Origin of the sequence: Photobacterium nomapromontoriensis (genome assembly GCF_050336815.1) — a bacterium.
GTDB classification, from domain to species: domain Bacteria; phylum Pseudomonadota; class Gammaproteobacteria; order Enterobacterales; family Vibrionaceae; genus Photobacterium; species Photobacterium nomapromontoriensis.
On sequence record NZ_JAKJSL010000029.1, the window covers coordinates 66,976 to 81,194 of the forward strand.

A 14,219-nucleotide genomic window follows, 5' to 3' on the forward strand; every position below is an offset into this window, starting at 1 on the left:
GCAATGAACAAGCTTGATTTGGATATGCTAAGGGCAAGGATGCATGAAAAGGCAGTAAAAAAAGCCTTAGAATTCTATAAAAAGAAACACAGCAAAACAAAAAACTAAATAGATGAAGGCGTATTGCACTCATCAGTTATTACATAAAAAGGAGCGATTATTCGCTCCTTTTTGCTATCAATTAATCATCTGATTGTCGTTTCGACGGATCAGAGATCTCTTCATAGGGCCAATAATGGTGCCCGACTCGAATGATCAGCGTCGCGGCTGCAAGAATAAAGGCAGCAACAGCAAGCCAAACGACATAAATTCCATCCAGCTCTTTCATCCCGAGGGTGATATAGCGGGCGATTGCCATGATAGCGATATAAATAGGGTAGCGGACTGGTATTTTACCATTGGTGATAAATTGCTGAACCATAGCCAGCACTTCCAGATAGATGAACATCAACAGTATATCTGTCAGTAAAATTTGTTTATTGGTGAAGACATGAATGAATTCACTGAGCATGGCAACGATGGTCGAGAGCGTGATCGCAACCAGCAAGATAGCTTCAAGAATGTGGAAGAGCTTAAGAAAAGGACGACTGAATGTTTTTGGTAAATGCGAAGGCATGTGTAAACCTTTTAAGTATTATTTTTTCGCATTATATACCGAGTGATGGTTAGATGCAGGATCAACGTGCTTCATTATTGATTCATCTGGCTGGGTACAAGACAGATAAGGGGTGTTACTGGTAACAGCCCCTTGATGAATGTTGCAGATGATTTTGGCGGTCAGTTTGGTAACTACCAATCAACCCCTTTACGTGCTTTGACTCCGCTTTCAAAAGCATGCTTAACATTGCGCACTTCGGAAACCGTATCAGCCAGCTCAATCAGAGAGCGGTGTGCACCACGGCCGGTGACAATGACTGATTGCATTTTAGGTCGGTTGTTAATCGCGTCAATCACCTCATCCAGCTCAATATAGCCATACGTGACCATATAGGTTAGTTCATCAAGTAATATGATATCGTAGCGAGCATCAGCCAGCATCTTCTTACATTCAGTCCAGGTCTCTTGTGCGGCTAATGTATCCGATTTTTTATTTTGTGTTTCCCATGTAAAACCGGTAGCCATCACCGCGAAATTAACCCCGTGTTGTTCAAGCAACGCGCGCTCACCACAATCCCAGGTGCCTTTGATAAATTGGCCTACACCGCAAGTTTGACCATGCCCGACTGCGCGCGCAATCGTGCCAAAACCTGATGTAGACTTGCCTTTTCCGTTACCCGTGATCAGTAGAAACAAGCCTTTTTCTTCTTGTGCCGCTTCTACACGTGCGTCGATTTCTGCCTTCACTTTTTCTTGGCGGGCTTGGTAACGCCCTTCCTTATGAGATTGGTCGACCATTTTATTCCTTATTCATTATGCTGTTAGTACGATATGGCTGCTAATATGACCAGGTAGCCGGCGAGTTCAGCCAGTTGCTGTGCAGCGCCAAGGCAGTCGCCAGTATAGCCGCCTAGCTGCCGTTGAAACCAGATCCCGCAAGCATATCGTACGAGAAGCAGGACGACGGTTAATACGATCGCAATAGTGAGAGGTAATAGCAGCAATATAGCGAAACTCGTGAAAATTAAAACCCATAAATCTTGTGGACTCTGCTGATTGGCCAAGGGTTTGACTTTGCTTTGTTCATCGAGACGGACATAGGGGTAGCTAAAAATTAAGCTGGCAGAAATGGCGCGGCTGAGGCAATGAAGACAGACCAATGCCATCATGGCCATGGCGGGTGAATGTTCGGCTATCGCAGAGAGGCTTGCCCATTTAATCCCGAGTGTGACGAAGAGCGCTGCCGCACCGTAAGTCCCGAGGCGGGAATCTTTCATGATGTCGAGTTTTTGCTCTGGGAGCCAACCACCACCAAATCCATCGAAAACGTCTGCTAATCCATCCTCATGAAAAGCCCCAGTAAGGAGCAGGCTGGTAGCCATTGCTAAGATAACCGCGACCTGAACCGGTAATAGTAGTTGAGCTAGCCATAATACGCCCGCACTGCATAATCCAACGATGATCCCGACAAGGGCAAAATAGCGATTAGCATGATTAAGTCGCTCTGGTGAATAGGGAATATCTGCTGGAATAGGGATTCGAGTAAAAAATGCCAGTGAAACTAAAAACGTTTGCCATTGTTGTTTCATTTTGTGTGACCCTAACTAGATGTAATACAAGGCTAAATACCCATGCTACGTTACTTGAAACTAGGGTGTGACGCCAGTTAAGTTTATTGCTTAAAAACTAGCCTGATAAAATCAAACGGTATATCATGCTGTATATTGAATTGATGACTTTATGGAGAAAGTATGCGCTATCTTATATTCGCAATTATGGGCTTGTTAGTGGGATGCTCCAGTCGGCTGCCGACAGTGGAAGAACAAGCTGCATCAAAGATAGTCAATAGCAATCAGCTGGTTGAAGTTGAATACATTGAAGATGCGACAGGTTTGCAGTGGGTGTCACCTCGGTTGAACGCTTCTGATTATAATAAATTGATTGTTATGCCCGTTGGATTAAACCAAGATGCAAGTCAAGATCGCCAGCTACCCGTTAAGGTGTTAGTACGAGTCTCGGAGCGGTTGACAATGCTTATTGCGGACGAACTCGCTAGAGGCATTGCGATTATTGATACACCAGATCAGCACACTGCGACGCTGCATATTGAAATAACCCGCGCCAGTACCGATATGGAAGATTTGAAAATCACGGAAATGTTGCCTTATGGTGCCATTATTGGTGGTACCAAAGCGTTATTAGGGACCCGGGATAGAAATGTTCGGTTAATGGTGGAGTCCCAGCTGGTGGATAGCTTGTCGGGAGAAGTGTTAGCTGAGCGAGTGAGTATTCTTCTTGCCAAAGATATACTTGAAAACGATACCGAAAAGCTAAAATATGAGCAAATTGAAGAGATGGTGGACCGTTTTACGCAGGATATTGTATATTTCATTCAGTTATCTGCATATCAAGCCAGTCACAACCCATAATAGTTTTTAATTATAGACGCACCCTGCGTCCCTCTGACCGCCTGTAAGAGGCCAAAACGCCCGCAATGGCGGGCGTTTGATGTTAGTGGGAACCTTATCCGAGGGTATCTGTCGCAACCTTGTACGTTGGATCTTCCAACATGTTGACCTCTACTAGGCTACCTGCCTTTTTAAGTAGTGACCGACACTCTGGGCTTAGGTGGCGAATATGGAGCTTTTTACCCTGGTTTGCATAACGCTCTGCCATGGTATCGATAGCTTCGATTGCTGAATGATCCGCAACGCGAGATTTAGCAAAATCAATGATGACATCAGCCGGATCGTTTTTCGCGTCGAACAACTCAAGGAAATGTGATGCGGAACCAAAGAACAGTGGTCCGTTGACTTCATACACTTTTGAGCCTTCCGAATCAATGTGGCTGGTCGCGTAGATACGTTTGGCATGATTCCAGGCAAAAACCAGTGCAGAGTAGATCACACCAACAATTACTGCTAATGCAAGATCAAAAGCAACCGTCACAGCCGTCACAAGAATGATGGCAAAGAAGTCATGCTTAGGTACTTTACGTGCCATTTTGAAGCTTGCCCACTCAAATGTCCCAATCACCACCATGAACATCACGCCAACCAGAGCCGCTAACGGAATGATTTCGATTAGCGATGAGCCAAAGAGGATAAACAGTAATAAACCTACTGCTCCCGTGATCCCAGATAAGCGTCCACGCCCACCGGAATTGATATTGATCATCGACTGGCCGATCATCGCGCAGCCACCCATTGCGCCAAATACTGAACAGGTGATGTTTGCTACACCTTGGCCGACACACTCTCGGTTACCCTGACCGCGTGTGCCAGTCATTTCATCAATCACGGTGAGTGTCAGCAGTGATTCAATTAAACCAACCGCCGCTAGAATCAGTGAATAAGGCAGGATGATACGTAAGGTTTCCATGTTGAAACCCACATCAGGCAAGGCGAAGGTTGGCAGTGAACCCGCTAATGTCGCATTGGCATCACCACTCATGGTTCGAACGAAGTCAACAACAGTACGAGTATCTAATCCCAAACCGTGGACGAGTGCGGTTACTGTGATAATTGCAACCAGTGAAGAGGGGACAGCTTTGGTCAGTTTAGGTAAAAAGTGAATAATAAACATGGTTAACGCCACAAGACCAAGCATTATGTATAGCTGAGTGCCTTGTATCCACTGTAGTACGCCTGTTGCATCCGGTACTTTAAATTGACCAAGTTGAGCTAAGAAAATGACAATCGCCAAGCCGTTCACGAAGCCAATCATGACTGGGTGTGGCACCATACGAATGAATTTACCTAGTTTGAAAATACCAGCAAAGATCTGGAAAACCCCCGCCAGCATGACGGCCGCAAATAAGTATTGGATGCCGTGATCAGCAACGAGGCTAACCATTACGACTGCCATGGCGCCAGTGGCTCCGGAGATCATACCTGGTCGGCCGCCAAGTACGGCAGTGGTCAAACCAACGATGAACGCGGCATATAGACCAACCATAGGGTCAACACCAGCGACGAAAGCAAAGGCAACGGCTTCTGGTACAAGGGCCAGGGCGACGGTGAGCCCTGAAAGAATGTCATTTTTGACAGATTGTCGTGAAAATTGAGGGAATTCAAACATTGTTATCAGTTTTGTTCCGATGCTGAGGATTTAAAGAGCTTACAAAGTGGCAAAGCCTACAGAAATATGTGATTTAGTTCAACTTTTAAGCGAGATATTTGTCAAAATTGATTGATGAGTGTAAAAAAGTTTGATGTTAATTACAGTCATTGTGAAAAAACGGTATTTTTTCTGGCATAACAATGATAAGTGAAGCACGGTATTTTGATGAAAAAAAAGCCATGCATTAGCATGGCTTTTTGTTGAAGGATGGTAACCCGTTACATCACTGGCTTGCTCATTGGCGCCATTGCGGTGTTAGTCGCCGTCTGGCTACCTGCTTGGCGAGCCGTTAAACGTGACTCACGCAGTGGGGCGGCAGCAACCACCATAGCTTCTGCTGCTGCATGTGGAGCAGGTGCTTTAGCCATTGGCGCAACAGTGTGGAATCCACGAGGAGATGTTGCAGTGACTTGTTTTACTGGTGCTTCAGCAGGTGCTTCATCAACAATGCTTTCAGTCACGGCAGTCTCTACAACAGCCGTCTCCACAACAGCTTCAGCGATAGGCGCTGATTCAACCGCCGCTACTGGTGCTTCACGCATTGGAGATACTTTACCCATTGCAAGCTCAGGCATCGCAACACCACTTAGTGCTGGAGTTGCAACAACTTCATGCTGTACATCAGTGGCATCAACAACCGTTTCAGATTGCTCTACAGCTGCTGGCTCTTCAATCGCCTGAACCGCGGGTTTTGCCGCTCTTGGCCATACTTTGCCCATCGCCATTTCTGGTGATGCAACACCGGTGCGAGGACGAACTGCGACTGGCTTTTCAACGATAGTAACCATATTTTCCATATCGTTAATAACGTCAGTAGCTAGCACCTCAGTTGTATCTTCAGGCGTTTGTTCAACAGCATGAGCGACCACTGGTTCCATGTTCTCATCTTGTTCAGGACGAGTATCACGGATACGACGACGACGCTGACCACTGGCACGCAGGTGACGAGGTGAGCGGCGATTGCGGCGTTGGCCGTTGTCTTGCTCACTGTTATTGTCTGCTTTAGCCTCAGTTGTTTCAGCAACATCTGCCGCTTTCGCTTCTTGTGCCATTGCGGTACCCAGTTCTTGAAGATCAGAACTTGGTTTTGTCTCAGTGACAGGAGCGGTTACTGCTGCTTGATCTTGAGCTAGCTCTACATCGTCAGTAATACGAATCTTTTTATGAAGTTCGCGACGTTGACGGCGCTGTTTTACCTTTGTGACTTTTTCCTGTTCTTGTGAACGGGTCTCTTCAACAACGGTTTTTTCAACTTTAGCGGCTAGTTCTTCAGTGCGGCGCGGCTTTTGAACCTGGTTTTCATCGTTGCGAGGTTGGCGTTTCTGCTCTTTCTCTTTACGCTGTTGAACTGGTTTCTCTGCTTGCTGCTCAGAACGATCTTTCGCTTTTTCATTGCGGCGACGAGATTGGCGCTGTTCGCGTTGCTCGTTGACTTGCTGCTTGCTTTCCGCATCTTGACGTTCAGGACGCTCTTGACGAGTACGACGTGCATCTTTGCCACGACGACTATCTTGTTGGCGTTCACTACGCTCACCGCGACGACCTTCTTGACGCTCACCTCGACGAGAGTCTTGGTTACGGCGATTGTCTTTACGATCACGACGATTACGCTTATCCGTCTCCTTCTGCGCATCATTCTGCTTCGATTCAGGCTCAGGGCTTGAGAAGAAGTTAGCAATGGCAGAGAAAATACGGCTGAAGATACTTGGTTTTTCTTCACTCACTTTAGCTGATACAGCCTTAGTAGGGGTCGCTTGTGGCTTTACTTTCTCTGTTGTTGCTGTTTGTGCTGGAGGCGCAGTAAAGCCTTGAAGAACAGGTTCTTCGCGTTTCTTCACTGTGCGCTCTTGTGGCGCAGAGTCAGCCGCTTCAGCTTCGCGAAGGGCTTCTAGGGTGCGAGGCAAGTTGTACGACAACGTGTCATGCTCATCACCGCTACGAACACGCACGACTTCAAAGTGCGGCGTCTCCATATCAGCATTTGGCACAATAATGACGCGAACGTCGTGTGACTTCTCGATGTACTGCACTGAACGACGTTTTTCGTTCAGTAGGTACGATGCGATAGCCACAGGTACAATGGCCAGCACCTGCGAGGTATTGTCTTTAAGCGCTTCTTCTTCGATAAGACGAAGGATAGAAAGCGATAGGGATTCACTGTCGCGGATCACACCAGTACCGCTACAGCGAGGACACACATGGTGGCTCGCTTCAGCCAGCGATGGGCTCAAACGCTGGCGTGACATTTCAAGCAAGCCAAAACGAGAAATACGACCGATTTGTACACGGGCACGATCCATACGGACCGCTTCACGCAGACGGTTTTCAACTTCACGCTGATGGCGAACTGGTGTCATATCAATGAAATCGATAACAACCAAGCCACCCAGATCGCGTAAACGTAATTGACGAGCAATTTCGTCAGCAGCTTCGAGGTTGGTTTGTAGCGCTGTTTCTTCAATATCACCGCCCTTGGTTGCACGGGCAGAGTTGATATCGATAGAGGTCAGTGCTTCGGTTGGGTCAATCACAATTGAACCGCCAGATGGAAGGCGAACTTCGCGCTGGAAGGCTGATTCAATCTGGTTTTCGATTTGATAGTGGTTAAACAGTGGTGTTTCACCATTCTCATACAGCTTAACGCGGCTTAGGAAGTCAGGGCGTACTTGCTGAATATGATCGCGAGCGCGGTCAAAAATCTTTTTGCTATCGATAACAATTTCGCCAATGTCGCGGCGTAGATAGTCACGGATAGCACGTGCAATAACGTTGCTTTCCTGATGGATCAGAAAAGGAGCAGGCGCAGAATCGGCCGCTTCTTTTACGCGATCCCAGTGGCTAAGCAGGTAGTTCAGATCGTACTCAAGATCTTCAGCTGATTTGCCAACACCCGCAGTACGTACAATCAGGCCCATGCCCTGAGGCAGTTCCAGTGTACTTAGTGCCGCTTTCAGTTGAGTACGTTCATCACCTTCGATTCGGCGTGAAATACCACCGGCACGAGGGTTATTAGGCATGAGAACTAAGTAGCTACCAGCAAGAGAGATAAAGGTTGTGAGAGCGGCACCTTTGTTGCCTCGCTCTTCTTTATCCACCTGAACAATGACTTCCTGGCCTTCTTTCAGGGCTTCCTTAATATTAGGGCGGCCTTGGTAAGAATAGTCAGCAGGGAAGTAATCGCGGGCGATTTCTTTAAGAGGTAGGAAACCGTGACGGTCTGCACCATAGTCAACGAACGCTGCTTCCAAACTTGGTTCGATACGGGTGATGCGTCCTTTGTAGATATTTGCTTTTTTAGATTCGTGGCCAGGGCTTTCGATATCAAGATCGAACAGCTTCTGCCCATCAACTAATGCGACGCGCAACTCTTCCTTTTGAGTCGCGTTAATCAACATTCTTTTCATTATATTGTACTCGTTTTTTTTCATGTGCTAGTGCACCTAATAACGAGATTATATTGATGGTGCCGGACCCCAAGTCTGATGTTAAATGCAACCTCACGGCTGGAATTCAGGGGTGCTTATGGCAACACGTATCATCCAACTGTACCAAGATGATTAGATCTGAAACTGTACAGCTGGTTCACCGATTATCGCGGCGGTATCTGTCACACCAATAAAAAAATCGTTATTAAAGGCACTAAAAAAACACTCCGAGGAATTTAACGTCTTACGCCACATGCTGCGTTTTTCACCAGAGCGGTATATAAAGTAGTCAATTGGGTGTTATTTTGTTCACCCTGTTAGCAAAGTAGGCGTTTTTTCCTGTCTTTGCCTGCCAATCATAGCAGGGTGACTTTTTTGCGGCAATCTGCTTTGTATGCATGTTAGAATGAAACCCATGAAAGATGACAAACCAAAAGTGCAATTCATCGAAATCTCTGATGACTTTGCAGGCCAGCGGATCGATAATTTTCTTCGAAACCGGCTCAAAAACGTACCAAAAAGTATGATTTACCGCATTGTGCGTAAAGGTGAAGTGCGAGTAAACAAAAAACGAATTAAACCAGAATATAAACTACAGGATGGTGATCTTGTTCGGGTTCCTCCGGTAACAGTACCGGAAAAAGAAGAGCAAGCACCAATCAGTACCAAGCTTGATAAAGTGGCTGAGCTTGAGTCGTGCATCATTTTTGAAGACGACCACATGCTGATCCTCAATAAACCATCTGGCACGGCAGTACATGGTGGCAGTGGCTTGAAATTTGGCGCTATTGAAGCATTACGAGCGTTGCGCCCTGATGCCCGTTTTCTTGAATTAGTGCACCGCATTGACCGCGATACGTCTGGCATTTTGTTAGTGGCGAAAAAGCGGTCTGCATTGCGTAAACTGCAGGAGCAGTTTAGGAATAAGACGGTACAGAAATATTATTTCGCGCTGGTGATGGGCGAATGGAAAGCCAGTTGCAAGAAAGTGACCGCGCCATTGCTTAAAAATGAAGTGAACAGTATTGTTCGTGTTAATCCAAACGGGAAACCGTCGGATACGCGTTTTAAAGTGCTTGAGCGGTTAGATCAGTCAACACTGATACAAGCCAGTCCAGTGACTGGGCGAACGCATCAAATTCGTGTTCATTGTCAGTACGCAGGCCACCCTATTGCCTGGGATGACCGATACGGTGACCCGCGTTTTGATGCATTCACCAAGAAAGTTGGACTGGATCGTTTGTTCTTGCATGCAGCGAACATTAAGTTTACCCATCCAGGTAGCGATGAAGCGATGGATATCAGCGCGCCGATGGAAGCCAAACTGCAAAATGCTGTCGTGAAATTGCGCAAACGCTGAGTTTTCGACGTGGTACAAAAAAGCGGACTGGGCTTAAAGGCGCGCCATGTCCGCTTTTTTAATGTCAGCTATTAACCGGTTGAGTGGTTAGAGAACTGTGTATCCCTGTTTTTCCAGCATTTCACGCAAGGCAATGAGTGGCAGACCAACCAAGGTATTGGGATCGCGTCCTTCGAGTCTATCAAACAGGGCAATGCCGAGTCCTTCACTCATAAAACTTCCCGCACATTCTAAGGGTTGTTCACGTTCAACGTAATGACGGATGGCCTCATCACTTAATTCACGAAAGTGGACATGAAAAAGTTCACAAATTACATCACTCAAACCCGTTTGGGCATTATGCAGGCACAGACCGGTATAAAAAGTGACAATTTGCCCACTGGCGTCTTTTAGCTGACGGCAGGCATTTTCGAGAGTATGTGGTTTGCCGACAATGTGCCCGTTGATGACACAGACTTGATCTGAGCCGATGATCAGATGGTCTGGATAGTCATCAGCACAGGCTTGCGCTTTATTTTTTGCCAAGCGTCGCACCAACTGCTCAGCATGTTCATTGGGCAGAGGTGTTTCGTCCGTGTTTGGTTTTGCGGTGGTAAAGGGAAGTTGCAGCTTTGCTAGCAGTGATTGACGATACGGTGAGGTTGAGGCTAATAATAGCGGTTGAATCATGGTAGTTACCGGGTTCTACTTGGTTGTGATAGTCTACGCGTCCTGATCCCGAATGGCTACGTTATAATGGTAGATAAGCAGGGGATAAACCTGCGTCAAAATCGCCTGAGATGACGAGAAATTCGACAGCTTTTGTCTGTTATTTGAGCGGCGCTATTGCGGTAGCCAAACCGTTATCAGACAGACAGATAACAGACTAAATGGTGGAAGTGTCTTTGTTGGATGAATCGAAGCCAACAAGGAGTAGTCGAATTGGCTGAATGCTGTTAATTCACGCACATTTCCTTTGACTCAAACAGATTAGAAGGCTAATATTCGCGCCCTATGCAAAAGGTAAAATTGCCGCGTACGGTTGATCCGGTTCGCGCTGCTCAGAAAAGACTCGACTATGATGGTACCATCAAAGCGGATCTTCTGGAGCGTTTAGCTGAATCAACGCAGAGCGTAACACGTGATGCAAACGTCACCTTATCATTTGACTTAGACCAACGTCACCTCGCATTTATGCGTGGTCACGCTGATGTCGAAGTGACTATGACCTGTCAGCGATGCCGGGAAGATTTTCAACACGAATATCGTGTTGATTTTTGTTATAGTCCGCTCCTCAAACCTGAGGAGGCAGATGATTTCCCGGAAGCTTATGAGCCGGCCGAAGTCGATGAAAATGGTGAGATCAATCTGATTCAAATCGTTGAAGACGAGTTGATTTTGGAATTACCACAAGTTGCAATGCATGATGAAGCTGACTGTAAAGCCAGTGGAAACATGTCTTTTGGTGAGATCCCCGTTGCTGATGAGCGTCCGAATCCGTTTGCAGTATTGAAAAATCTAAAGTAAGTAATTTTAACAGGAGTAGGGTTAATGGCCGTACAAAAGAGCAAAAAATCACGTGCAGCACGTGGTATGCGTCGTTCACACGATGCACTAACAACTGCAGCTGTGTCTGTAGATTCTGCAAGTGGTGAAACTCACCTACGTCACCATGTGACAGCTGACGGTTTCTACCGTGGCCGTAAGGTTATCAACAAGTAAGGTTGAGCCTTGAGTGGTCAAACCGTTGCACTTGATGCAATGGGCGGGGATTTCGGTCCTCACGTAACAGTGCCTGCCTCCGTGCAGGCACTGTTGCAATTCCCTGAGCTCAAAATAATACTATTTGGTGATCAAAGTGCGATCACGTTTCAATTATCTCTCCTGAACCAATCGAATCACCCTCGCATCCGCATCGTCCATTGTGATCATGTTATCGCTAATGATACCCGTCCATCGCAAGCTTTGCGTCGGAGTCAGGGGTCATCTATGCGTTTGGCGCTTGAGGCTGTTGCTGCCGGTGAAGCCAATGCGTGTATCAGCGCTGGCAATACAGGCGCACTGATGGCGTTATCACGCTATATCCTCAAACAACTACCAGGTGTCGATCGTCCTGCGTTAGTTTCCGCCATCCCGACTCAGAATGAGACCAAGACTTGGTTACTCGATCTAGGGGCAAATGTATCGTGTGACGCAGACACGCTGTTTCAATTTGCGGTAATGGGATCGGTACTGGCCGAGCAAGATGCTGCGGTTCCACCACGAGTTGCTTTGCTCAATATTGGCGAAGAGGAGATCAAAGGAAATGATCTCGTCAAACGCTGTGCTGAAATGCTCTCTGAATCACCGGACATCAATTATATTGGTTATCTTGAAGGGGATCAGCTATATAGCGGCAAAGCGGATGTGATTGTGTGTGATGGTTTTGTCGGGAATGTCAGTTTAAAAACCAGTGAAGGGGTTGCCAACCTTTTTATCAATAGCATCAAAAAAGCCATTTCAGGCAACCGGTTTAAGCAACTGGTCGCCAAATGGTTGTTTAGTGACCTATTCGATAGTCTGAAGCAACTGAACCCCGACCAGTATAATGGCGCGAGTCTGCTAGGATTGCGGGGTATTGTGGTGAAAAGCCATGGAAGTGCTGATACGACTGCATTTACCAATGCAATTGGTGAAGCGGTACACGAGGTCAAACGGCAGATACCGATACGAATCAGTGACCGTTTGGAAGAAGTCTTACTCGAGAGGCATTATTAGTCTTCATGTATAGCAAAATTTTAGGTACCGGCAGCTATCTGCCGGAGCAAGTACGTTCTAATGCTGACTTAGAACACATGGTTGAAACCACTGATGAGTGGATTGTTGCGCGTACAGGTATTCGAGAGCGCCGCATTGCAGCCGAAGATGAAACGGTTGCAGTTATGGGCTATCAGGCTTCTGTAAACGCCATTGAAATGGCGGGCATTGGTAAAGAAGACATTGACCTGATCATCGTTGCGACAACCAGTGCCAGCCACGGTTTTCCATCGACTGCCTGCCAAGTTCAGGGCATGCTTGATATTAAAGGTTGCCCTGCGTTTGATATTGCTGCAGCCTGCTCTGGTTTTGTTTATGCACTGAGCATAGCAGACCAGCATATTAAAACGGGTATGGCAAAAAATGTACTGGTGATCGGTGCTGATGCATTGTCTCATCGCTGTGATCCGCAAGATCGTTCAACGATCATTTTATTCGGTGATGCAGCAGGGGCCGTGGTCATTGGTGCCAGCGAAGAGCCGGGTATTATTTCTACTCACCTTCATGCCGATGGCCATTTTGGTGGCTTGCTAAGCTTAGCTGTGCCTGAGCATGGTAAAGAGTTTAGTGCAGATAAATGGCTCTATATGGCGGGTAATGAAGTCTTTAAAGTCGCCGTTACTCAGCTATCGAACCTAGTAAAAGATACCCTGACTGCCAATAACATGGATAAGTCAGAGCTTGACTGGTTAGTGCCGCATCAGGCCAATATGCGTATTATTAAAGCAACCGCGAAGAAATTGTCGATGTCGATGGATCAAGTGGTTGTCACGCTTGACCGTCATGGTAATACGTCAGCGGCAACGGTACCGACGGCACTTGATGAAGCGGTACGAGATGGTCGCATTAAACGTGGTCAAACACTGCTGTTAGAAGCATTTGGCGGCGGTTTTACTTGGGGCTCAGCCCTAGTGAAATTCTAAACGTTAACGACTTTTATTAATCATGGAGCAGTCAGGTACCGCTCCTCTATATATCGTGCTGAGTGATCAGTAACAAAGAATAAGGATTCTCGAATGTCTAAGTTCGCGATTGTGTTCCCAGGTCAGGGTTCTCAAACAGTTGGTATGTTGGCTGATCTGGCTGAGCAGTTTGATGTAGTTAAGCAAACTTTTGCCGAAGCGTCTGATGCACTGGGTTATGATCTATGGGCGTTGGTTCAAAATGGCCCAGCCGAAGATCTTAACAAAACTGACCGCACTCAGCCGGCACTACTCACCTCTTCTGTTGCTATCTGGCGTGTATGGCAAGAACAAGGTGGGGCACAACCTGAACTATTGGCAGGCCATAGCTTAGGTGAATACTCTGCATTGGTATGCGCGGGTGTTATTGATTTTAAAGCCGCGGTTAAGCTGGTTGAACTGCGTGGTCAACTGATGCAAGAAGCCGTACCTGCGGGTGTAGGTGCGATGTCAGCGATTATTGGTCTTGAAAACGACGCGATTGCGGCGGCATGTGCGCAAGCGGCAGAAGATCAGGTTTGTTCACCAGTGAACTTTAACTCGCCAGGCCAAGTGGTTATTGCGGGTAATAAAGAAGCGGTTGAGCGTGCGAATGTGCTGTGTAAAGAAGCGGGCGCTAAGCGTGCGTTGCCACTGCCTGTTTCTGTGCCATCTCACTGTGCGCTGATGAAGCCTGCGGCTGATAAATTGGCTGTTGCTCTGGAAGCCATTGAATTCAACACGCCATCGATCCCTGTGATCAATAATGCTGACGTGGCAACAGAGACCGATCCAGCTGCAATTAAGCTTGCATTGGTTAAGCAATTGTACAGCCCAGTTCGTTGGACTGAATCTGTTGAGCGTATGGCCGCAGAAGGCATTGAATCACTGTTGGAGTTTGGTCCAGGCAAAGTATTGACTGGCCTAACAAAACGTATTGACCGTTCACTAGGCGGCGCAGCAGTAAACGACACTGCTGGTTTAGAAGCTGCTAAGTAA

General features: G+C 46.9%; 13 protein-coding genes. 7 read left to right on the top strand and 6 right to left on the bottom strand.

The genetic code is table 11. From position 1 onward, the window contains the following. Window positions 1-181 precede the first annotated feature (181 nt). The 3 genes from L4D12_RS12515 to L4D12_RS12525 all read right to left on the bottom strand — a co-directional run bounded on the left by L4D12_RS12515 (window position 182) and on the right by L4D12_RS12525 (window position 2,186). Window positions 182-616, bottom strand: coding sequence for a phosphate-starvation-inducible protein PsiE (locus tag L4D12_RS12515; RefSeq protein ID WP_428448178.1), 435 nt, complete (start codon window positions 614-616; stop codon window positions 182-184). Window positions 617-789: 173 nt separating this feature from the next. Next, complete coding sequence (cobO, locus tag L4D12_RS12520) at window positions 790-1,395, bottom strand: cob(I)yrinic acid a,c-diamide adenosyltransferase (protein WP_428448179.1); 606 nt, start codon at window positions 1,393-1,395, stop codon at window positions 790-792. Between the two features lie 23 nt (window positions 1,396-1,418). Then, window positions 1,419-2,186: an adenosylcobinamide-GDP ribazoletransferase gene (locus L4D12_RS12525; protein ID WP_428448180.1), complete on the bottom strand. Its 768-nt coding sequence runs from the start codon at window positions 2,184-2,186 to the stop codon at window positions 1,419-1,421. Between the two features lie 162 nt (window positions 2,187-2,348). Here L4D12_RS12525 and L4D12_RS12530 point away from each other — a divergent pair, with 162 nt between their 5' ends. Further along, the gene (locus L4D12_RS12530; RefSeq protein ID WP_428448181.1) at window positions 2,349-3,026 is read left to right on the top strand and encodes a DUF3313 family protein; all 678 of its coding nucleotides are present in this window, start codon (window positions 2,349-2,351) and stop codon (window positions 3,024-3,026) included. Window positions 3,027-3,120: 94 nt separating this feature from the next. On the opposite strand, the gene L4D12_RS12535 is transcribed toward L4D12_RS12530, so the two are convergent. Both L4D12_RS12535 and rne read right to left on the bottom strand, forming a co-directional pair. Beyond that, entirely contained in the window at window positions 3,121-4,677 is a 1,557-nt protein-coding gene (locus L4D12_RS12535) for a SulP family inorganic anion transporter (RefSeq protein ID WP_428448182.1), read from the bottom strand. A gap of 260 nt (window positions 4,678-4,937) precedes the next feature. After that, complete coding sequence (gene rne, locus L4D12_RS12540) at window positions 4,938-8,123, bottom strand: ribonuclease E (RefSeq protein ID WP_428448183.1); 3,186 nt, start codon at window positions 8,121-8,123, stop codon at window positions 4,938-4,940. A 436-nt stretch (window positions 8,124-8,559) separates the two neighbouring features. Between rne and rluC the strand changes: the two genes are divergently transcribed. Further along, window positions 8,560-9,504, top strand: a complete 945-nt coding sequence (gene rluC, locus L4D12_RS12545; protein ID WP_428448231.1) for a 23S rRNA pseudouridine(955/2504/2580) synthase RluC — start codon at window positions 8,560-8,562, stop codon at window positions 9,502-9,504. Between the two features lie 87 nt (window positions 9,505-9,591). On the opposite strand, the gene L4D12_RS12550 is transcribed toward rluC, so the two are convergent. Beyond that, window positions 9,592-10,173 (bottom strand): Maf family protein, encoded by a 582-nt coding sequence (locus L4D12_RS12550; RefSeq protein ID WP_428448184.1) that lies wholly within the window; start codon window positions 10,171-10,173, stop codon window positions 9,592-9,594. 324 nt (window positions 10,174-10,497) lie between these two features. Between L4D12_RS12550 and yceD the strand changes: the two genes are divergently transcribed. From yceD to fabD, 5 genes are all read left to right on the top strand, one after another. Next, complete coding sequence (gene yceD, locus L4D12_RS12555; RefSeq protein WP_428448185.1) at window positions 10,498-11,010, top strand: 23S rRNA accumulation protein YceD; 513 nt, start codon at window positions 10,498-10,500, stop codon at window positions 11,008-11,010. A 24-nt stretch (window positions 11,011-11,034) separates the two neighbouring features. Further along, window positions 11,035-11,205 (top strand): 50S ribosomal protein L32, encoded by a 171-nt coding sequence (gene rpmF, locus L4D12_RS12560; RefSeq protein ID WP_006231206.1) that lies wholly within the window; start codon window positions 11,035-11,037, stop codon window positions 11,203-11,205. A 9-nt stretch (window positions 11,206-11,214) separates the two neighbouring features. Further along, window positions 11,215-12,240, top strand: coding sequence for a phosphate acyltransferase PlsX (gene plsX / locus L4D12_RS12565; protein ID WP_428448186.1), 1,026 nt, complete (start codon window positions 11,215-11,217; stop codon window positions 12,238-12,240). Between the two features lie 5 nt (window positions 12,241-12,245). Next, window positions 12,246-13,202 carry a beta-ketoacyl-ACP synthase III gene (locus L4D12_RS12570; protein ID WP_428448187.1) on the top strand — a complete coding sequence of 319 codons (957 nt, stop codon included), beginning with the start codon at window positions 12,246-12,248 and terminating at the stop codon, window positions 13,200-13,202. Window positions 13,203-13,295: 93 nt separating this feature from the next. Continuing rightward, a complete protein-coding gene (gene fabD / locus L4D12_RS12575; protein ID WP_428448188.1) occupies window positions 13,296-14,219 on the top strand; it encodes an ACP S-malonyltransferase in 924 nt (307 codons plus the stop codon).